Source organism: Bradyrhizobium sp. SZCCHNR1098 (assembly GCF_032489375.1).
Lineage (GTDB): Bacteria > Pseudomonadota > Alphaproteobacteria > Rhizobiales > Xanthobacteraceae > Bradyrhizobium.
The window spans coordinates 230282-250025 of record NZ_JAUEXY010000006.1; the positions used below are offsets into that span (position 1 = coordinate 230282).

The window sequence follows — 19744 nt, forward strand, 5'->3', positions numbered from 1 at the left end:
GGAGCAAACGCATGATCGACCACGTCTCCGTCGGCGTCAGCGATCTCGCCCGCAGCGCCCGCTTCTATGAGCTCGCGCTGGCGCCGCTCGGGATGACGCGCCTGGTCGCGCGCCCGGCGACCATCGGCTTCGGCAAGGCCTATCCGGAGTTCTGGATCAATCTGCGCCCCGCGATGGCGCGGGTATCGTCCGACACCGGCTCGCATCTGTGCTTCCGTGCCAGGAGCACCGCCGAGGTCGATGCATTCCATGCGGCGGCGCTGGAGGCGGGCGGTGTTTCAGACGGCCTGCCTGGGCTACGGCCGCATGATCGCGTGCGCTACTACGCCGCCTTCGTGCTCGATCCCGACGGCAACCGGATCGAAGCCGTCACATTTCCCGCGGAGTAGGGATCAGAGCCGCTTGGCGATCTCCGGTGCCATTTCGGTCTCTTCCCTGGCGATGCCGGCGGCAGCCGCGCGCAGGCGCGGCAGGATGTCCTCGACGCGCTCGGCCTTCAAGAGCTCGATCGAGAAGCCGGGGCGGATGAACTCGGTCTCGCGCATATGGGCGAGCAGCGAGAACAGCGGCTCCCAGAAGCCGTCGATGTTGGCCATCAGCACCGGCTTGGCGTGGCGTCCGAGCTGTTTCCAGGTTAACTGCTCGACCAGCTCCTCGAGCGTGCCGATGCCGCCGGGCAGCGCCACGAACGCATCGGAATGCTCGAACATCAGCCGCTTGCGTTCATGCATGTCGGGCGTGACGATGAGATCCTTCAGCGGCATCATGACTTCCTTCTTCACAAGGAAGTCCGGAATGATGCCGGTGACGTCGCCGCCATGGTCGAGCACCGCCTTGGCAACCGCGCCCATCATGCCGATGGAGCCGCCGCCATAGACGAGCCTGACGCCGTTCTCGGCGAGCGCCTTGCCGAGCGCTTTCGCTGATTCGATGAAGCTGGGATTGGTCCCGGGGCCGGAGCCGCAATAGACACAGACGGTGCGGATTTCAGTCATTGGACGGATGTGACACTGCAGTTGAAAGGCGTCAAGACGAGGGCGGAGGGCGTGGATTCGCGGGCTTTCACGGAATGATGCGGACTGGATGGATCCATTTGCCTGGGAATGGAGTATGCAAATACTGCGCCGCGGCAACGGAATCCGCCGACGCACGGGTGCATCCGGCGCCCGGACACTCTATATGACCAGCAACGCCGGCATCACAACATGCCGAGACACTCGCTGTTCCAGAACGTTAGATGCCGCCCGATTCCTCCTCCGAACCAGCCGCCAGCCAGCCATCGTCCCTCGAGCAGGGAACGGTGGCCGGCACGCTGCGCCATTTGTGGCCCTTCATCTGGCCGAGCGATCGCGCCGACCTGAAGATGCGCGTGCTATGGTCGGTGGTGCTGCTGATTGTGGCGAAGGTCGCGACGCTGGTCCTGCCCTTCACCTTCAAATGGGCGACCGACGCGCTGACCGGCGCCAACACCGCGCCGATTGCGCCCGCCAACTGGGCGTTCTGGCTGGTGGCCTCGCCGCTCGTCATGACGGCAAGCTACGGCGGGATGCGCGTCCTGATGGCGGTGCTGACGCAGTGGCGAGATGGTATTTTTGCCCGCGTCGCCATGCATGCGGTGCGCAAGCTCGCGACCATCACCTTCGTCCACATGCACGAATTGTCGCTGCGCTTTCACCTGGAGCGCAAGACCGGCGGCCTGACCCGCGTGCTCGAGCGCGGCCGCAACGCGATCGAGACCATCGTGCGCATGGTGATCCTGCAGCTGATCCCGACCATCGTCGAGGTCTCGCTGCTGACGGCGGTGCTGCTCTGGCAGTTCGACTGGCGCTACGTGCTGGTCACGCTCACCATGGTCGCAGCCTATCTCTACTACACCTACATTGCGACCGAGTGGCGCATCGAGATCCGGCGCCGCATGAACGACTCGGACACCGACGCCAACACCAAGGCGATCGACTCGCTCTTGAACTATGAGACGGTGAAATATTTCGGCGCCGAGGCGCGCGAGGCCGAGCGCTATGACCGTTCCATGGAGCGCTACGAGCGCGCCAGCGTGAAGACCTATACCTCGCTCGCGGTGCTCAACGCCGGGCAGGCCGTGATCTTCACGATCGGGCTGACGGTGGCGATGCTGATGTGCGCCCAGGGCGTGCGCCAGGGCCGCAACACGGTCGGCGACTTCGTCATGATCAACAGCATGATGATCCAGCTCTACCAGCCGCTGAACTTCATGGGCATGGTCTACCGCGAGATCAAGCAGGCGATCATCGACATCGAGAAGATGTTCGGCGTGCTCACGCGCGATGCCGAGGTGAACGATTCACCCGGGGCGACGCCTTTGGTGGTAACCTCCGGCCATGTCCGCTTCGAGGACGTCCGCTTCGCCTATGAGCCGGAGCGGCCGATCCTGCAGGGCTTGAGCTTCGAGGTGCCGGCCGGCAAGACGGTCGCGATCGTGGGTCCGTCAGGTGCCGGCAAGTCGACCATCTCGCGGCTGCTGTTTCGCCTCTACGACGTCTCCGGCGGCCGCATCCTGATCGATGGGCAGGACATCCGTGACGTCACCCAGGTGTCGCTGCGCGCCCAGATCGGCATGGTGCCGCAGGACACCGTGCTGTTCAACGACACCATCCGCTACAACATCCGCTACGGACGCTGGGATGCCGACGACGCCGCCGTCGAGGAGGCGGCCCGCCTCGCGCAGATCGACGGTCTGATCCGGATGGCGCCGAAGGGGTACGAGACGCAGGTGGGCGAGCGCGGCCTCAAGCTCTCCGGTGGGGAGAAGCAGCGCGTTGCGATTGCCCGCACCATCCTGAAGGGGCCGCCGATCCTCGTGCTGGACGAGGCGACCTCGGCGCTGGACAGCCATACCGAGCACGAGATCCAGGAGGCGCTCGATAGCGTGTCGCGCAATCGCACCTCGCTCGTGATCGCGCACCGGCTTTCGACCATCGTGGCGGCCGACGAGATCATCGTGCTCGACCGGGGGCGAATTGCCGAGCGCGGCACCCATGCCGAGCTGCTGGGCAAAGGCGGGCTGTATGCCGGCATGTGGAACCGGCAGCGCGAGGCCGAGGAGGCGCGCGAAAAATTGGCGCAAATCGGCGACGATGCGGCGGCGCCGAACCGCAATCCGCCGGATCGGAGCGAGCCGGACGCGGTCGGGCCCGATCGGACCGGCCAGGTGGCGAGTGCCGCCGAATGATGCCGCGGACCGCCCTGATCTGAACTCAAGAATGCATTAAGGATTCATTTTGACCTTCGCCGGCCATCGACCTAGTCAAGGCGGCGGTCCGCTCTGAGGTCAGAGCGACAACACTCAACGAAGCAGGCCATGTCGATCAGCAATTCCATCCGCGCTCAGATCCCGCCGATCCACCCGGAAGGTTATCCCTTCATCGGGGGATTTGCCCTCGTCAGCCTGATCCTGTTCTGGATATTCACCCCGCTCGGCTGGATCGGCACGCTGCTCACCGTCTGGTGCGCGCTGTTCTTCCGCGACCCGATCCGGGTCACGCCGCAGCGGGAAGGGCTGGTGGTGGCGCCGGCCGACGGGCGCATCTCCATGATCACGCGCGCCCTGCCGCCGGCCGAGCTCGGCCTCGGCGACCGGCCGCTGCTGCGGGTCTCGATCTTCATGAGCGTGTTCAACGTGCATGTGAACCGCAGCCCGGTGGCCGGCCGGATCGAGAAGATCTCCTACCGTCCGGGGGCCTTCATCAACGCCGAGCTCGACAAGGCGAGCGAGGACAACGAGCGCAACTCGCTCGCGATCTCGACGCCGCATGGCCGCATCGGCGTGGTCCAGATCGCCGGCCTCGTGGCGCGCCGGATCGTGTCGTTCGTGCGCGAGGGGCAGACCATCGGGGCTGGCGAGCGCTTCGGCCTGATCCGCTTCGGCTCGCGGCTCGACGTCTATCTGCCTGACGGCACGGAAGTTCTGGTCTCGGAGGGGCAGACGGCCATTGCCGGCGAGACGATCCTGGCCGATTTCGACGTGCCCGTGCCCGGCCTGACCTTCCGGAGCCAGTGAACCGTCGTCGGCCGATGATGACTCATTAAAGGTCCTTGAGGCACCTTCCGACACAAGGTTCCGACCAACCCACACGTGGTGTGATCATGAGCTTCGATCCGAACTCTCCCGAACTGCGCCGGCGCCGTTTCCGCCCGATCCCGGTGCGGCTGCTGGTGCCGAACATGATCACCCTGCTGGCGATCTGCGCCGGCCTGACCGCAATCCGGTTGTCGACCGAGGGGCGGATGGAGCTCGCCGTCGGCGCCATCGTCTTCGCTGCCTTCCTGGACGGCATCGACGGCCGCATCGCCCGCATGATCAAGGGCCAGTCGAAGTTCGGCGCCGAGCTCGACAGCCTGGCCGATTTCGTCAATTTCGGCGTGGCGCCGGGCCTGATCCTGTATTTCTGGCAGCTCCATGAGCTGCGCGACGGCGGCTGGATCGCCGCCATGATGTACGCCATCAGCGGCGGCCTGCGGCTGGCGCGCTTCAATGCCAGCATTGACGATCCCAACAAGCCGCCCTTCGCCGCCAACTTCTTCACCGGCGTGCCGGCCCCGCTTGGCGCCATCACGGTGCTGCTGCCGGTCTATCTGGCGTTCCTGGATCTGCCGAGGCCGCCGGCGCTGGTGACGGCTTTCTACACGCTGCTGATCGCCTTCCTGATGGTGTCGCGGCTGCCGGTGTTCTCCGGCAAGACCACGCGGATGCGCGTCTCGCCCGAACTCGTGCTGCCAGTGTTCGCCTCGGTGGTGTTCTTCGTGGCGCTGCTGGTGGTCTATCCCTGGCACATCCTGTCGGCAGGATCGATCCTCTACATCCTGAGCCTTCCGTTCGGCTGGCGGCTGTATCGGCAGCAGGCGGCGCGGCACTCCGCGGTCCTTGGTGCCGCGGCTGCAGCGCCGCACACCTCGTCTTCATCCGCGACGGCTTTTGCGCCGGCCGGCGCGCCGGCGGCGGAGCAGGGGCAGCGGCCGCCGGAACGGCTGCACTGAGCGCAGGGCCCCAAGACCCAGCGCGCGCTTTGCCGGCTTCGGCGCCTCAGTTATACCGGATGGCCAAGGACGGCCGCGAATGCCGTCCGCATCATCCGGAGAAAACGCCCGTGACACGCACTGCCGCCGCGCCCCTCGCTGCTTCCGTTCTCGAGGCGCTCGCGCGCTACGATACGCCGACCATCTGCAACGCGATGGAGATCGTGGCGCCCGAACGCCGCCTGGTCGGCTACACGACCAAGCCGCTGGTGTGTCCGTTCCCCGATCTGCCGCCCATGGTCGGCTACGCGCGAACGGCGACGATCCGGTCCGTCGTCAAATCGGGTCTGCCGGCGGACGAGCAGGCGAGGCGGCGCACAGACTACTACGAATATGTCGGCACCGGTCATGGTCCCCGCATCGTCGTGATCCAGGACATCGATGGTCCCGACATCGGCTACGGCGCGTTCTGGGGCGAGGTGCAGAGCAATGTCCACAAGGCGCTCGGCTGCCTCGGCGTGATCACGGATGGATCGATCCGCGACATTCCGCAATGGGCTGCCGGCTTCCAGGCTCTGGCGGGCTCGATCGGTCCGTCGCATGCGTGGGTGCATGCCGAGAGCTTCGGCGGCGAAGTCCGCGTCGCCGGGATGACCGTGCGCTCGGACGATCTGATCCACTCCGATCGCCATGGTGCGATCGTCATCCCGGCCGACATCGCGGCGAAGCTTCCCGAGGCGGCCGAGCTGTGCGCGCGCCGCGAAACGCCGATCCTGGAGATCGCGCGGTCAGCGGATTTCTCGCTCGAGAAGCTCAAGGCCGCCTTGAAGCGGTCGGCGGAGATTCATTGAGCTTCGCTTCGCTCCGGTCCCAATCAGCGAGAGCCGTACCGCTCGGCGGTGCGGCCCCGTTCGGGCCCTGCGCAGGGCCGCTCGCCGAACTGCGACGCTGCAACCGCATCCGGATGACTACGGGGTGACGGCCGAGCTTCCGCCGAAAGTATCGAACGTGGTGGCGAATGACCCGCAAACAGGCCGGGATTCGCCGAAGGTTAAGCGGCCGTCGCTCGTTGAGAAGATTTTATCCATCAAGCTTTACCTGATGGCCAGCCTGTCCCGATAGGCATGTCGCCCGAGGGCGAAGGACATGCGCAGGCTCATATCGAAATCGAGGCCGTTGTTCGGGCGGCTCGACCGGACCGTCGACAAGATGGTTCGGCTGATCGGACATTTCGGCAGCGCCGCGATCGGCCTCTCGGCGATCGCCCTGGTGTGGGCCGGCATCTTCTACACGATCTCCGAAGAGCATACGCGTACCGAGCAGTCGGCGCTGAAGAACGGCGCCAACCTGGCCCGCGCGTTCGAGGAGCAGATCATCCGCTCGATCCGCGCGGCAGATCAGACATTGCTCTACGTCCGCGACTCCTATGCCAGGGATCCGCACAACTTCGACATGTCGCTATGGTCGAAGAACAGCCAGTTCCTGTCCGACTTCTCGTTTCAGGTCGTCGTGATCGGAAAGGACGGCATCATGCTGTCCAGCAACATCGATCCAAAGATGCGCGGCCTCGACCTGCGCGACCGCGAGCACTTCCGCGTCCATGCCGACGGCAAGGATGATCTTCTCTTCATCAGCAAGCCGATCTTCGGCCGCGTCTCCAACAAATGGTCGATCCAGCTGACCCGCCGCATCATCATGCCGGACGGTTCGTTCGGCGGCGTCGTCGTGGTCTCGCTCGATCCCGAATATCTGTCGAGCTTCTATAATTCGGTCGATCTCGGCAAGAAGGGCAATGTCACGCTCCTCGGTCTCGACGGCATCGTGCGCGCACGGGCCTCGGCCGGCCCGGGGGGCGTGGGATCCTCGCTCGCCGGCAGCCCGGTGATGAGCGCCATTCAGCACAGAAGCAGCGGCTTCTACACCTTCAAGAGTCTGATCGACGGCGTCACGCGCATCTACTCGTTCCAGCGCATCAAGGATCTGCCGCTGGTGGTCATCGTCGGTCAGGCCTCCGAGGAGATCTTCAGCGCCTTCAAGCTCAACCGCGATCGTGATCTGCTGGTCGGGGCGTTGCTGACGGTGGTCATCGGCATCATCACGATCCTGATTGCGCGCTATCAGGCGGGGCTTGCCGCCTCACGCGACGCCGCCGAGGCCGGCACGCGGGCGCGCTCCGAATTCCTGGCGATGATGAGCCATGAGATCCGCACGCCGATGAACGGCGTCATCGGCCTTGCCGATCTCTTGCTGTCGGCGGACCTCGCGCCGGAGCAGCGCAAGATCGCGACCACCTTGCGCGAGTCGGCCGACTACCTGTTGCAGCTGCTCAACGACGTCCTCGATTTCTCCAAGCTCGATGCCGATCGTCTGGAGATCGAGCACATCGAGTTCGACCTGCACCGGTCGGTGACGGCGACCGCCGAACTGCTGGTGTCCCGCGCCAAGGAAAAGGGTCTGCAGCTGACCACCTCGATCGCGCCGGAAGTGCCAAGCTACGTGGTCGGCGATCCCGCGCGATTGCGCCAGGTGCTGTTCAACCTGGTCGGCAATGCGCTCAAATTCACCGAATCGGGCGGCGTCCATGTCGATGTCCGTGCCGAGAACCTTGCCGGGCCGAACCTGACGCTGGTGTTCTCGGTGGCCGATACCGGCGTCGGCATTCCCGCAGACGCCGTCAGCCGGCTGTTCAAGCAGTTCTCGCAGGTCGACAATTCCATCTCGCGCCGCTTCGGCGGCACCGGTCTGGGGCTCGCGATCTGCAAGCGCCTCGTCACCTGCATGGGCGGCGACATCAAGGTGCAGAGCAAGGTGGGCGTGGGCAGCACCTTCACCTTCTCGATCCAGGTCCAGCCGCAGCCGGACGTCGAGCAGGTGAGCGCGCCCGAAGCGACCATCGCGCCGGTCGGCGAGGCGATCGCCGAGGAACGTCCGGCCAGCGTCGAGCCACTGAAGATTCTCGTTGCCGAGGACAATCTGACCAATCAGTTCGTCGTCAAGAAGCTCTTGGACAAGCTCGGTCACCGCTACGACATCGTCGAGAACGGAACGCAGGCGATCGCGGCCGTGCAGAGGCAGAGCTACGATCTCGTGCTGATGGACATGATGATGCCCGAGATGGACGGGCTCACGGCGACGCGGATGATCCGCTCGCTGCCGCCGCCTGCCCAGGACATCTACGTTATTGCCCTGACGGCCAACGCCACCAGCCAGGATCATCTGGCGTGCACGGAGGCCGGCATGAACGACTTCGTGACCAAGCCGGTCACGCGCGATCGACTGAATGCCGCTCTGCTTCGCGCGGTCGCTGCTACACACAAGGAAAGGCTTGTCGCATGACCGACTTGGTGCAATTCGACGAATCCATCTATCAGACCCTGGTCTCCGAGCTCGGCGAGGAGGATGCGCTGGAAGTCCTGCGCACGTTCCTCGACGATACCTCGGGAAAGTTCGGCACGCTTGCCGCCAAGTTCGAGGATCGCCTCGAACTGAGGCGCGAGGCGCATTCGATCAAGAGTTCGTCGGCGACGTTCGGTTTTTCGGCGCTGTCGCGCCTGTCGCGCGAACTCGAGGTCGGATCGTCGACGATGGAGCCGGCGCAGATGCTGGAGATGATCCACAAGATGCAGCGATCATTCGATCAGTCAGCCGTCTTCGCCGCGGCTAACCTGCTCAAGTCCGGAGCGTCAGCCGCTTGAGCGAGGTCGGCGTGGTCTGCGGCGCTGCCGTTTACCTTTCATTATGCCTACCGAATTCAGTAACTCGTCCTTAATGGCGGACATTTAGGGTCGTGACACGCGGTCCAGAAGCACCGCGTCGGTCCGGCAGGGTCCGTGGTTTGCGTACGCGGGTGGAGTTGACTCATGGATATTATGACGAGTGCGGGGCTCGTGGCTGGCGTGATCGTCATCGCGACGATGATGCTGCTGGGCGGCGATCTCGAGATGTTCGTCAGCGAGCACGCCGCAATCATCATCTTCGGCGGTTCGATCGCAGCCACCATGATTCGCTTTCCGCTGGGCGTCATGCTGCACGGCGTTCCGCTTGGAATGAAGTACGCTTTCACCATGAGCCGCCTGTCGGCCCGCGAGCTCGTCGACGAGCTCGCCCGCATTGCCGAGATCGCGCGCAAGCAGGGCCCGGTCGGCCTGGAAAAGGTCGAGACCGACGAGCCGTTCCTCGCCAAGGGAATCCGCTACGTGGCCGACGGCTACGATCTCGAATTCATCCGCGACAATCTCGAGCGCGACCGCGACAATTTCCTGATGCACCTGGACGAAGGCAGCAAGATCTATCGCGCCATCGGCGACTGCGCCCCGGCGTTCGGCATGGTCGGCACGCTGATCGGCATGGTGCAGATGTTCGCCAACATGACCGACCCCTCGAAGCTCGGCCCGTTCATGGCGACCGCGCTGCTCGCGACCCTGTACGGCGCGTTGGTGTCGAACCTGATCTGTCTGCCGATCGCCGACAAGCTGCATGGCAAGCTGCTGGACGAGGAAACCAACCGGACGCTGATCATCGACGGAATCCTGATGATCCGTGACTCCAAGAGCCCGGCCCTGGTCCGCGAAATGCTCCTGGCCTATCTGCCCGAGAAGCATCGCCACGCCGAAGGCGAACCCGTGCCGGCCTGATCGGCTGAGGCGGGGCGATCCGGGGTGGGGTAGGCAATGGCAAAGAAGAAGAGGGGCGATGCGCATGGCGGCGGTCACGGCTGGTTCGTGACCTTTGCCGACCTGATGGGACTTCTGGTCAGCTTCTTCGTGATGCTGGTCGCGTTCTCCACCATGGACAACAACAAGCTGAAAGTCGTCGCAGGCTCGATGCGCGACGCCTTCGGCGTGCAGTCCGAGTCGCGCTATTCGGGCATCGTGGAATCCGACGGCCTGCCGACCCGGCCGAAGCTCAAGAACGCCGCCCACATCTCGCCGGAGGAGACCGCGCGCGAGCCGAGCCCCGAGCAGGAGGAGCGCCAGCATACCAATGGCGCCAAGCTGAAGATCGATCGCCAGTTCGCGCTGGCGTCCGCCTCGCTGCGTCAGGCGCTGCAGGACATGCCGGAGATGACCGAGATCTCCAAGCACATCATGTTCGAAGAGACCAAGCAGGGGCTCAACTTGGAGATCGTCGACCAGGACGGGCGTTCGATGTTCGCGGATGGCTCGAAGGTGCCCTTCGACCGCACGCGACGCCTGATCGAGAAGCTGGCCGCGCCGCTGAAGGCGACGCCGCTTCGGGTCCAGATCACCGGGCACACGGCCGCCGGCTTCGTTCCCGCCCGCAGCGATTATGGTGGTTTCGACCTGTCGGCGGACCGCGCCAACGCGGTGCGACAGATCCTGGAGCGGGAAGGGCTGCCGGCGAGCCACATCTACGCGGTCTCCGGCAAGGCGGACACCCAGCCGCTGTTCCCGGACGACCCCTCGCTGGCCGCCAACCGCCGCGTGACGATCACCTTGATGCGGGAAGACCCGCCATTGCCGCCCGATCTGAAGCCCTAGCCGGGACGCTTCGCTTCCCGCATCATATTGCCGCATCGCGGCTTGCGAACGGCAACGAAGAGCATCGGCAGGCACTTGATTCGCCCGAGGCAGATCCGACATCTGCCTCAGGATGCTTGGGCTAAAGGCACTTGCCGCGATGCGGCATGCGATATCCGCGTCAGCCGTGCCGTTTGGTTGCGGCCTGGGAACATCGGTCTGCTTACGGTAGAGGCTTGACCTGCGAACGGTCTGCGTTCACACGCGCCGGGCCAGACAGGAAGATGCGTTCCAAGCAACATGACGGCCAGCGCGACATCGACCGAAGGACAGGACACCGCGAGCACGTCGGGGTTCTGGGGGCTGACGCTAGGCAGCATCGGCGTGGTGTTCGGCGACATCGGCACCTCGCCCCTCTACGCCTTTCGCGAGGCTGCGCACGGCGCTGCTCAGGGACAGCCGGTGTCGCGGATCATCGTGCTCGGCGTGCTTTCCCTGATCCTCTGGTCGCTGTTCATCGTGGTGACGGCCAAATACGTGCTGCTGCTGCTCCGTGCCGATAACAATGGCGAGGGCGGAACGCTGTCGCTGATGGCGCTGGGACAGCGCGCCCTGGGCCGGCGCAGCCTGTTCCTGATGTCGCTGGGCGTGATCGGCGCGTCGATGTTCATCGGCGATTCGATGATCACGCCGGCGATCTCGGTGTTGTCCGCGGTCGAGGGCCTCAAGCTCGCGGCGCCCGCGCTCGAGCACTACGTCGTGCCGCTGACCGTGTTCATCCTGGTCGTGCTGTTCGCGGTCCAGAGCAAGGGGACGGCGCGCGTCGCCTCCGCGTTCGGCCCGGTCATGATCACATGGTTCACCAGCCTCGCCGTGATGGGAATCGTCCACATCAGCGACGACCCCTCCGTGCTTGCGGCCATCAATCCCTATTACGCGGTGCAGTTCCTGCTCTCGCATGGCACGATCGGCCTGATCACCCTGGGCGCGGTGTTCCTCGCGGTCACCGGCGGCGAGGCGCTCTATGCGGATCTCGGTCATTTCGGCCGCAGGCCGATCCAGTCGGCTTGGCTGTTCTTCGTGCTACCGGCGCTGCTGATCAACTATTTCGGGCAGGGCGCCCTGGTGCTGTCCGATCCCGCCGCGATCGAGAATTCGTTCTACCGGATGGTGCCTGAACTGTTGCTGCTGCCGCTGGTGGTGCTGGCGACCGCCGCGACCGTCATCGCGAGCCAGGCCGTGATCACCGGTGCCTATTCGCTGGTCGGCCAGGCGGTCCAGCTCGGCCTGCTGCCGCGTTTCGAGGTCCGCTATACGTCCGAGAGCCATGCCGGCCAGATCTATCTGCCGCGCGTCAACCGGTTGCTGCTGATCGGCGTGCTGCTACTGGTTCTGCTGTTCCGGACCTCGAGCAATCTGGCCTCCGCCTACGGCATCGCGGTGTCCACCACCATGGTGGCCGACGGCATCATGGGCTTCGTGGTGATCTGGAAGCTGTGGAACTTGCGTGCGGCCGTGGCGGCGGCCGTAATCGCTCCCTTCGTCATCGTCGACATGACCTTCTTCAGCGCCAATCTGCTGAAGCTCCTCGAAGGAGCCTGGGTTCCGCTGCTGTTCGGTGCCGCGATGGTCGTGACGATCTGGACTTGGCGGCGTGGCTCGGCGATTTTGGTGCTCAAGACGCGCAAGATCGAGGTTCCGCTGGACGACCTGATCACCAGCCTGGAGAAGAGGCCTCCTCACATCGTCAAGGGCACGGCGGTGTTTCTCACCAGCGATCCGACCTCCGTGCCGACGGCCCTGTTGCACAATCTCAAGCACAACAAGGTGCTGCACGAGCACAATGTGATCCTGACCATCGAGACCGCGCAGACGCCGCGGGTCGATGTGTCGGAGCGCGTGCGCATGGAGAAGATCAGCGAGAAGTTTTCCAAGGTGCGGCTGCGCTTCGGGTTCATGGAATCCCCGAACGTGCCGCGCGCGCTGGCGGTGGCGCGCAAGCTCGGCTGGCAGTTCGACATCATGTCGACGTCGTTCTTCGTCTCGCGCCGCTCGTTGAAGCCATCGTCCCAATCGGGCATGCCGACCTGGCAGGACCATCTCTTCATTGGCCTGAGCCGGTCGGCCAATGACGCCACGGACTACTTCCAGATTCCGACGGGCCGGGTCGTCGAAGTGGGTACCCAGGTAACGATTTAATCGATTGATCTTCCCTGGCGGCTCATGCATGCTTAATTGCATGGCTGAAGCGCATTCTCTTCAGGTCCATAGCAGCGCTCTGCCGCTATAAGCCGCGCGCTCTGCCGCGTTGTGCAGTGAAGCATTAACGAGTCCTCGAGGGGGCTACCCCATGACAGTCGACGTCGCAGCTACGCCCGCGGAAGCGCCGGCGACCAACGGGCATGGCAACGCCCATTCCACGGCCAGCTTCGCGGCGCTGACACTGGGAAGCATCGGTGTCGTCTATGGCGACATCGGCACCAGCCCGCTCTACGCGTTGCGTGAAGCGGTCATGGCTGCGAGCAGCGGCGGCGAACCTGCGCCTCACGCCGTGATGGGGGTGATCTCGCTCATCCTGTGGGCTCTCATCGTCGTCGTAACCCTCAAATACGTCGTGATCCTGCTGCGCGCCGACAACCACGGCGAGGGCGGAACGCTGGCGCTGATGGCGCTCGCCCAGCGCGCGGTCACGCGCGGCGCCAGCGTCATCGTTCTGCTCGGCATCATCTCGGGCGCGCTGTTCTATGGCGATGCGGTGATCACGCCGGCCCTGTCTGTGCTGTCGGCGATCGAGGGCATCAAGCTGGTGACGGCGGCGTTCGATCCCTACGTCGTGCCGCTCACAGTCATCATCCTGGTCATGCTGTTCGCGGTCCAGGTGCGCGGCACGGCCAAGGTCGCAGCGTTCTTCGGCCCGATCATGCTGATCTGGTTCGTGGTGATCGGGATCGCGGCGCTGCCGCCGATCCTGCACCATCCGGAGGTGCTGTGGGCGATCAACCCGCTGCATGCCGTGTCGTTCATGCTGCATCACGGCATCATCGGCTTCATCACGCTCGGCGCCGTCTTCCTGGCCGTGACCGGCGCCGAGGCGCTGTATGCCGACCTCGGCCATTTCGGCAAACGTCCGATCCAAACCGCCTGGCTGTTCATCGTGCTGCCGTCGCTGGCGCTCAATTATCTGGGGCAGGGGGCGCTGGTGATCGCCGATGCCAAGGCGATCGAGAATCCGTTCTTCCTGATGTTCCCGGACTGGGCGCTGATCCCGATGGTCGGGCTGGCCACCGCCGCGACCGTGATCGCGAGCCAAGCCGTCATCACCGGCGCCTATTCGCTGACGCGGCAGGCGATCCAGCTCGGCCTGCTGCCGCGCTTCGAGATCCGCCACACCTCCGAGGCGCATTCGGGTCAGATCTACATTCCGCGCATCAACAAGCTGCTGCTGATCTCGGTCATGCTGCTGGTGCTGATGTTCAAGTCGTCCAGCGCACTCGCCTCGGCCTACGGCATCTCGGTCACCGGCACCATGGTCGTCACCGCGATGATGGGCTTCGTCGTGATCTGGAAGGTCTGGCGCTGGTCGCCGTTCGCGGCGGCCGCGCTGATCGCGCCGTTTCTGTTCCTGGACCTGACCTTCCTGGCGGCGAACCTCCTGAAGGTGCTCGAAGGCGGCTGGGTGCCGCTGGCGCTGGGCGGCTTCGTGATGACGCTGATGTACACGTGGCGGCGCGGCAGCCGGCTCTTGTTCGACAAGTCGCGCAAGCTCGAATTCCCGCTCGCCGATCTCGTTGCGATGCTCGAGAAGCGTCCGCCGCAGCGGGTGGCGGGAACGGCCGTGTTCCTGACCAGCGATCCCTTGAGCGCGCCGACCGCGCTGATGCACAGCCTCAAGCACTACAAGGTGCTGCACGAGAAGAACGTGATCCTGACCATCGAGACCGCGCCGACGCCGCGCATCGATCCGTCCGAACGCGTTCGCCTCGAGCAGATCAGTCCGACTTTCTCCAAGGTGACGTTGCGCTTCGGCTTCATGGAATCGCCCAACGTGCCGCGCGCGCTGGCGATCGCGCGCAAGCTGGGCTGGCAGTTCGACATCATGTCGACCTCGTTCTTCCTGTCGCGCCGCGCGCTGAAGCCGGCTGCGCATTCGGGCATGCCGCGCTGGCAGGATCACCTGTTCATCTCGATGAGCCGCTCCGCCAACGATGCGACTGACTATTTTCAGATCCCGAGCGGACGGGTGGTGGAGGTCGGCACCCAGGTCACGATCTGAGCTCTGGACCCGCCGCGCCAGTGTGCCGAAGCGCTTGATTTTCGTAGCGTCTAGGGTGAGTTTGGCGGCCGGATCAGGGTCGGTACGGCCCTGCTGAAGGCTTGGAGGATGGGCGTGGCTGTTGTGCACGATTTGACCCCGCAGGACGTGGCCCAGGGGATCGCGGAAGGGCGAATTCTTCTGGTTGACGTGCGAGAGCCGAACGAAGTTGCTGCGGAAGCCTATCCCCACGGCGTCGTCGTTCCGCTGTCGGGCTTCGACCCGAAGCTGATCCCGGATCCCCAAGGCAAGGATGTCGTGTTCGCCTGCCGCTCCGGCAAGCGCTCGGTGACGGCCTCGCTGGCGGCGCAGGCCGCCGGTCTGCCCTACGACAAGCATCTCCAGGGGGGCATGCTCGGCTGGAAGGCGGCCGGCCTGCCGACCAGGACCGGCGGCTGACAGGCGATCATGATCTCGCAGAACAAGGTCTTCGCCGACCTGCCCGTCACCATTTTCGAGCAGATGTCGCAGCTCGCGCGCGACAACAACGCGATCAATCTGGGGCAGGGCTTTCCCGACGATCCGGGCCCGGAGGATATCCGCTGCGCGGCGGCCGACGCCGTCCTCAACGGCTACAACCAGTATCCGTCGATGATGGGCCTGCCCGAGCTGCGCCAGGCCATCGCGGCCCACTACCGGCACTGGCACAAGCTCGATCTCGACCCGATGAGCGAGGTCATGGTCACCTCCGGCGGCACTGAGGCGCTGACGTCGGCGATCCTGTCGGTGGTGGAGCCTGGCGACGAGGTGATCTGCTTCCAGCCGGTCTATGATTCATACTTGCCGATCATCCGCCAGGCCGGCGGCATTCCGCGCCTCGTCCGGCTCGAGCCGCCGCATTGGCGGCTCTCGGAGGAGATGCTGCGGCAGGCGTTCTCGCCGAAGACCAAGGCGGTGCTGTTCAACAACCCGCTCAACCCGGCCGCCGTGGTCTATCCGCGCGAGGACCTCGAGCTGTTGGCGCGCTTCTGCCAGGAGTTCGATGCGGTCGCGATCTGCGACGAGGTGTGGGAGCACGTGGTGTTCGACGGCCGCGCGCACATTCCGCTGATCACGATTCCCGGCATGCGCGACCGCACCATCAAGGTCGGCTCGGCAGGAAAGATCTTCTCGTTGACGGGCTGGAAGATCGGATTCGTCTGCGCCGCGCCGCATCTGTTGCGCGTCGCCGCCAAGGTGCATCAATTCCTGACCTTCACGACCGCGCCGAACCTGCAGGTCGCGGTCGCCTACGGGCTCGGCAAGCCGGACGACTATTTCGTCAATATGCGCAGCGAGTTCGCGCGCAGCCGCGACCGGCTCACGGCCGGTCTCGAAAGCCTGGGGTTTCCCGTGCTGAAGGCGCAGGGGACCTACTTCCTGACCGTCGACCTTTCGCCGCTCGGCCTCAACGAGACCGACGAGCAGTTCTGCCGGCGCATCGTCCACGACTACAAGGTGGCCGCCATCCCGGTGTCGGCGTTCTACGAGACGGATGCCGTGACGTCCGTCGTGCGGTTCTGCTTCGCCAAGAAGGACGCAACCTTGGATACGGCGCTGGAGCGCCTTTCGGACGCCATCCACCGGCGCTAGGAGACAAGAGGGATGACGCGCGGCTGCATGGGTTCGGCTCTGGCGCTGGCTGTCGCGGCGCTGACGCTCACGGTGCCGGCGGGGCGCGCCGAGGAGCGCGTCGTCAACTTCTACAACTGGTCGAACTACATGGCGCCAGGTGTCCTTGACGACTTCACCAAGGAGACCGGCATCAAGGTCGTCTACGACACGTTCGACGCCAACGAGACCCTGGAGACGCGGCTGCTCGCCGGCAAATCCGGCTACGACGTCGTGGTTCCGACCGCGTATTTCCTGCAGCGCCAGATCAAGGCAAAGATCTTCCAGCCGCTCGATAAGTCGAAGCTGCCGAATCTCGCCAACGCGTGGCCTGTCGTGACCGAGCGTCTCGCCACCTACGACCCCGGCAATCAGTTCGCCGCCAACTACATGTGGGGCACGACCGGGATCGGCTACAACGTCAAGGCGGTCGAGAAGATCCTGGGTCCCGGCGCGCGGATCGACAGCTGGGACATGGTGTTCAAGCCGGAGAACCTCGCCAAGTTCAAGGATTGCGGCGTCCACATGCTGGATTCCGCCGACGACATCTTTCCGGCGGCGCTCAACTTCCTCGGTCTCGATCCGAACTCGACCAAGCAGGCCGACCTGGAGAAGGCGGGCGACGTGGTCGGCAAGGTTGCGTCGTCTGTCCGCAAGTTTCATTCGTCGGAGTATCTGAGCGCGCTCGCCACCGGCGAGATCTGCCTGGTGGTCGGCTGGTCCGGCGACATCATGCAGGCGCGCAGCCGCGCCGAGGAGGCCAAGAACGGCATCGAGATCGGCTACGCCATCCCGAAGGAGGGCGCGCAGATGTTCTTCGACAATTTTGCGATTCCCGCCGACGCCCCGCACGTGGCTGAGGCGTATGCGCTGATCAACTACCTCTACCGCCCTGAGATCGCCGCCAAGAACTCGGACTTCCTGTCCTATGCCAATGGCAACCTGGCCAGCCAGAAGCTGATCGACCCGAAGATCCTCGGCGACAAGAACATCTATCCGGACGAGGCGATGCTGAAGAAGCTGTTCGTCATCACCGCCCGCGATCCGGCCACGCAGCGGACCATCAACCGGTTGTGGACCAAGGTGAAGACGGGGCGGTGACGCGACACCTGGTGTCCGAGACGATTGTCTCTGGATGACAACATCGCGCAACAGTCAGTAGCATGGCGAAGCGTAAAGGATGGCTCGAGCCCGTAGGCGCGTGGGCGCGTACGGGCTCGTCGATGCGGTTGAACCTGACTCGAAAGGGTCACGACCAGCGCTGGAAAACGATGCTGGCGTTGACTCCGCCGAAGCCAAAGCCGTTCGAGATCGCACGGTCCATTCTCATTGATCTCGGTTCACCGCGGACCAGGTCCACACTGTCGGCCGCGGCGTCGGGCGTGGTGATATTGCGGGTCGGCGGCGCGATCTGATCGCGCAGAGCCAGAACGGTGAAGATCGATTCAAGCCCACCGGCTGCTCCGAGCAGATGGCCGGTCGATGATTTTGTCGCGCTCACGGCAATGCGCCTGTCGCACCCGAACACCGCCTTGATCGCTTCGAGCTCGCTGCGATCGCCCGATGGCGTGGAGGTCGAGTGAGCGTTCAGATGCTGCACGTCGCCCGGTTCGAGCCCGGCCTGTCGCAGCGCAGCCTCCATTGCGCGACGCGCGCCTTCGCCGTCCTCGGGCCCGGACGTGATGTGAAAGGCGTCGCTGGTTGTGCCATAGCCAACGATCTCGGCAATTGGCGACGCCCCGCGTGCAAGCGCATGCTCCAACTCCTCGATCACCAGGACGCCGGCGCCTTCCCCCATGACGAAGCCGTCGCGGTCTCGATCGAACGGCCGGGACGCGCGGTCCGGCGTGTCATTGAAGCGGGTCGATAGCGCCCGAGCCGCGGCGAAACCTCCCAAGCTGACGAGGTCGATGCAGGCCTCCGTGCCGCCACACACCGCAATGTCAGCTTCGCCCGATCGGATCAGGCGTGCTCCATCGCCGATCGCCTGTACGCCCGCTGCGCATGCGGTAACCGGCGTTCCTACGGGCCCCTTGAAGCCAAACCGGATGCTGACATGACCCGCTGCGAGATTGGGCAGGAATGATGGTACTGTGAAAGGCGACAGCCGTTGCACGCCTCGCTGCTCGGTGGTCCTGACCGCCTCGACGATAGCCGGAAAACCGCCGATGCCGGACGCGATGATCGTGGCGGTTCGTCCGGCCGCGTGTGCATCAGCGGGCGCCCATCCGGCCTGGGCGATCGCCTCGGCGGCAGCCGCCAAGGCGAAAATGATGAACCGGTCCATCCTGCGCTGGTCCTTTGGCGATGCGGCAAGGTCGGCATCGAAGCCACCCTCGGCATCCTCGCTCTTGCTGGGCACGATCCCGGCGACTTTGGCCGGCAAGGCTGCAGCCCATTCGGGTAGCGCGCGGAGTCCCGACCGGCCGGACAGCAGACGCGCCCACGCAAGTTCAACGCCGCATCCCAAAGGGGACACGACACCCAATCCCGTCACGACAATCCGACGCATGCTGCTCTCCTAACTAGTCTGGCGAGGAAGACGTCTCCGGGCGCATTGCTCGGATCGAGGCGAGACGCTTGCGCATGCCTGCGCTTGCTCGCGGACCAGGGAGAAGCACCGCGTTCGTCGGCGTGATCGGCGTCTTGCTGCAGGCATCCACCACGACCGGATCGAACGTGCGTGCGCTGTTGCGATCAGCCATGACAATCGATTTGCCCTCGGGGGCGAGGTGCCTGTTTCCCCACGCGAACATCGCCACCACGACCGGGAAGAAGTCTTGGCCCTTAGGGGTGAGGACATATTCGTATCGGGGCGGGTGTTCGTTATAGAGCCGCCGTTCGAACATGCCCGTATCGGTGAGATGCGCGAGGCGACGCGACAGGATGTTGGACGCGATACCCAGGCTGTCCTGAAATTCGTCGAAGCGAGTGAGTCCCTGGAACGCGTCGCGCAAGATCAGAATGCTCCACCACTCGCCGACGCACTCGACCGCCCGTGCGGCGGGACATTCCGCAGATTTGAATTTCTTCGGCTGCATACAGCCACCATGCCCGAGTAACTTGCTAATTGCAAGTCACAAGCCAGAGCCGTGCCCGCATACTGGTGCCGGGCGCTTCACACCATGACGGTCGGGCAGCGCGGCTCGTCGCTCCCGGCGACTGAGGGGTTCGTCTGCAGGTGGGGTGGACGGCACTTCAGCGAGCTGGCGGCGTCTCGCGCGAGTGATGCGCCGCTCTGATGGCGTCGGCGCGACCAGGCGACCTCGTAGCCGTCACCGGCCGCGCCGAGATCCATTTAGATCAGCGTTTGGAATGACGGGGTCGTCGAGCTTGGCCGAGGTTTGGACGAAAGCCCTCTTGGCGGTCC

The 19744-nt window shown here is 64.8% G+C and carries 17 protein-coding genes; 14 read left to right on the forward strand and 3 right to left on the reverse strand.

The annotated features are described in order from the left end of the window. Nucleotides 1-11 precede the first annotated feature (11 nt). The gene (locus QX135_RS15510; protein ID WP_315739658.1) at nucleotides 12-389 is read left to right on the forward strand and encodes a VOC family protein; all 378 of its coding nucleotides are present in this window, start codon (nucleotides 12-14) and stop codon (nucleotides 387-389) included. Between the two features lie 3 nt (nucleotides 390-392). Here the strand turns inward: QX135_RS15510 and QX135_RS15515 are convergent, their stop codons facing one another. Beyond that, entirely contained in the window at nucleotides 393-995 is a 603-nt protein-coding gene (locus tag QX135_RS15515; RefSeq protein WP_315739659.1) for a TIGR00730 family Rossman fold protein, read from the reverse strand. A gap of 242 nt (nucleotides 996-1237) precedes the next feature. Between QX135_RS15515 and QX135_RS15520 the strand changes: the two genes are divergently transcribed. From QX135_RS15520 to QX135_RS15580, 13 genes are all read left to right on the forward strand, one after another. Further along, a complete protein-coding gene (locus QX135_RS15520; RefSeq protein WP_316180550.1) occupies nucleotides 1238-3208 on the forward strand; it encodes an ABC transporter ATP-binding protein/permease in 1971 nt (656 codons plus the stop codon). 93 nt (nucleotides 3209-3301) lie between these two features. Next, on the forward strand, nucleotides 3302-4036 hold the full coding sequence (locus QX135_RS15525) for a phosphatidylserine decarboxylase (protein WP_315739724.1): 735 nt from the start codon (nucleotides 3302-3304) through the stop codon (nucleotides 4034-4036). A gap of 86 nt (nucleotides 4037-4122) precedes the next feature. Beyond that, a complete protein-coding gene (locus QX135_RS15530; protein ID WP_316180548.1) occupies nucleotides 4123-5013 on the forward strand; it encodes a phosphatidylcholine/phosphatidylserine synthase in 891 nt (296 codons plus the stop codon). Nucleotides 5014-5123: 110 nt separating this feature from the next. Beyond that, nucleotides 5124-5843, forward strand: a complete 720-nt coding sequence (locus QX135_RS15535) for an RraA family protein (RefSeq protein ID WP_315758933.1) — start codon at nucleotides 5124-5126, stop codon at nucleotides 5841-5843. A 295-nt stretch (nucleotides 5844-6138) separates the two neighbouring features. Then, complete coding sequence (locus QX135_RS15540) at nucleotides 6139-8328, forward strand: hybrid sensor histidine kinase/response regulator (protein WP_316180546.1); 2190 nt, start codon at nucleotides 6139-6141, stop codon at nucleotides 8326-8328. Next, nucleotides 8325-8687, forward strand: coding sequence for an Hpt domain-containing protein (locus QX135_RS15545; RefSeq protein ID WP_315739666.1), 363 nt, complete (start codon nucleotides 8325-8327; stop codon nucleotides 8685-8687). The genes QX135_RS15540 and QX135_RS15545 overlap by 4 nt, the downstream gene beginning before the upstream one ends. A 165-nt stretch (nucleotides 8688-8852) precedes the next feature. Beyond that, complete coding sequence (locus QX135_RS15550; RefSeq protein WP_315714499.1) at nucleotides 8853-9626, forward strand: motility protein A; 774 nt, start codon at nucleotides 8853-8855, stop codon at nucleotides 9624-9626. Between the two features lie 36 nt (nucleotides 9627-9662). Beyond that, complete coding sequence (locus QX135_RS15555) at nucleotides 9663-10493, forward strand: flagellar motor protein MotB (protein WP_315739667.1); 831 nt, start codon at nucleotides 9663-9665, stop codon at nucleotides 10491-10493. A 279-nt stretch (nucleotides 10494-10772) separates the two neighbouring features. Then, nucleotides 10773-12671 carry a potassium transporter Kup gene (locus QX135_RS15560; protein WP_315770897.1) on the forward strand — a complete coding sequence of 633 codons (1899 nt, stop codon included), beginning with the start codon at nucleotides 10773-10775 and terminating at the stop codon, nucleotides 12669-12671. 151 nt (nucleotides 12672-12822) lie between these two features. Then, nucleotides 12823-14745, forward strand: a complete 1923-nt coding sequence (locus tag QX135_RS15565) for a potassium transporter Kup (protein WP_316180542.1) — start codon at nucleotides 12823-12825, stop codon at nucleotides 14743-14745. A gap of 108 nt (nucleotides 14746-14853) precedes the next feature. Next, on the forward strand, nucleotides 14854-15183 hold the full coding sequence (locus QX135_RS15570) for a rhodanese-like domain-containing protein (protein ID WP_315739670.1): 330 nt from the start codon (nucleotides 14854-14856) through the stop codon (nucleotides 15181-15183). A gap of 9 nt (nucleotides 15184-15192) precedes the next feature. Further along, the gene (locus QX135_RS15575; RefSeq protein ID WP_316180540.1) at nucleotides 15193-16356 is read left to right on the forward strand and encodes an aminotransferase; all 1164 of its coding nucleotides are present in this window, start codon (nucleotides 15193-15195) and stop codon (nucleotides 16354-16356) included. A 12-nt stretch (nucleotides 16357-16368) separates the two neighbouring features. Then, on the forward strand, nucleotides 16369-17475 hold the full coding sequence (locus QX135_RS15580) for a polyamine ABC transporter substrate-binding protein (protein ID WP_316180538.1): 1107 nt from the start codon (nucleotides 16369-16371) through the stop codon (nucleotides 17473-17475). 148 nt (nucleotides 17476-17623) lie between these two features. On the opposite strand, the gene fabF is transcribed toward QX135_RS15580, so the two are convergent. Continuing rightward, complete coding sequence (gene fabF / locus QX135_RS15585) at nucleotides 17624-18886, reverse strand: beta-ketoacyl-ACP synthase II (RefSeq protein ID WP_315797641.1); 1263 nt, start codon at nucleotides 18884-18886, stop codon at nucleotides 17624-17626. Between the two features lie 13 nt (nucleotides 18887-18899). Continuing rightward, nucleotides 18900-19415 carry a helix-turn-helix domain-containing protein gene (locus QX135_RS15590; RefSeq protein ID WP_315739674.1) on the reverse strand — a complete coding sequence of 172 codons (516 nt, stop codon included), beginning with the start codon at nucleotides 19413-19415 and terminating at the stop codon, nucleotides 18900-18902. Nucleotides 19416-19744: the final 329 nt, after the last annotated feature.

Excerpts from the sequence above, each read along its gene's own strand:
- QX135_RS15580 (WP_316180538.1), top strand. The coding sequence starts at position 16,369 with ATGACGCGCGGCTGCATGGGTTCGGCTCTGGCGCTGGCTGTCGCGGCG.
- QX135_RS15515 (WP_315739659.1), bottom strand. The coding sequence starts at position 995 with ATGACTGAAATCCGCACCGTCTGTGTCTATTGCGGCTCCGGCCCCGGG.
- QX135_RS15590 (WP_315739674.1), bottom strand. The coding sequence starts at position 19,415 with ATGCAGCCGAAGAAATTCAAATCTGCGGAATGTCCCGCCGCACGGGCG.
- QX135_RS15510 (WP_315739658.1), top strand. The coding sequence starts at position 12 with ATGATCGACCACGTCTCCGTCGGCGTCAGCGATCTCGCCCGCAGCGCC.
- QX135_RS15560 (WP_315770897.1), top strand. The coding sequence starts at position 10,773 with ATGACGGCCAGCGCGACATCGACCGAAGGACAGGACACCGCGAGCACG.
- QX135_RS15570 (WP_315739670.1), top strand. The coding sequence starts at position 14,854 with ATGGGCGTGGCTGTTGTGCACGATTTGACCCCGCAGGACGTGGCCCAG.
- fabF (WP_315797641.1), bottom strand. The coding sequence starts at position 18,886 with ATGCGTCGGATTGTCGTGACGGGATTGGGTGTCGTGTCCCCTTTGGGA.
- QX135_RS15555 (WP_315739667.1), top strand. The coding sequence starts at position 9,663 with ATGGCAAAGAAGAAGAGGGGCGATGCGCATGGCGGCGGTCACGGCTGG.
- QX135_RS15520 (WP_316180550.1), top strand. The coding sequence starts at position 1,238 with ATGCCGCCCGATTCCTCCTCCGAACCAGCCGCCAGCCAGCCATCGTCC.
- QX135_RS15540 (WP_316180546.1), top strand. The coding sequence starts at position 6,139 with ATGCGCAGGCTCATATCGAAATCGAGGCCGTTGTTCGGGCGGCTCGAC.
- QX135_RS15530 (WP_316180548.1), top strand. The coding sequence starts at position 4,123 with ATGAGCTTCGATCCGAACTCTCCCGAACTGCGCCGGCGCCGTTTCCGC.
- QX135_RS15575 (WP_316180540.1), top strand. The coding sequence starts at position 15,193 with ATGATCTCGCAGAACAAGGTCTTCGCCGACCTGCCCGTCACCATTTTC.
- QX135_RS15545 (WP_315739666.1), top strand. The coding sequence starts at position 8,325 with ATGACCGACTTGGTGCAATTCGACGAATCCATCTATCAGACCCTGGTC.
- QX135_RS15550 (WP_315714499.1), top strand. The coding sequence starts at position 8,853 with ATGGATATTATGACGAGTGCGGGGCTCGTGGCTGGCGTGATCGTCATC.
- QX135_RS15565 (WP_316180542.1), top strand. The coding sequence starts at position 12,823 with ATGACAGTCGACGTCGCAGCTACGCCCGCGGAAGCGCCGGCGACCAAC.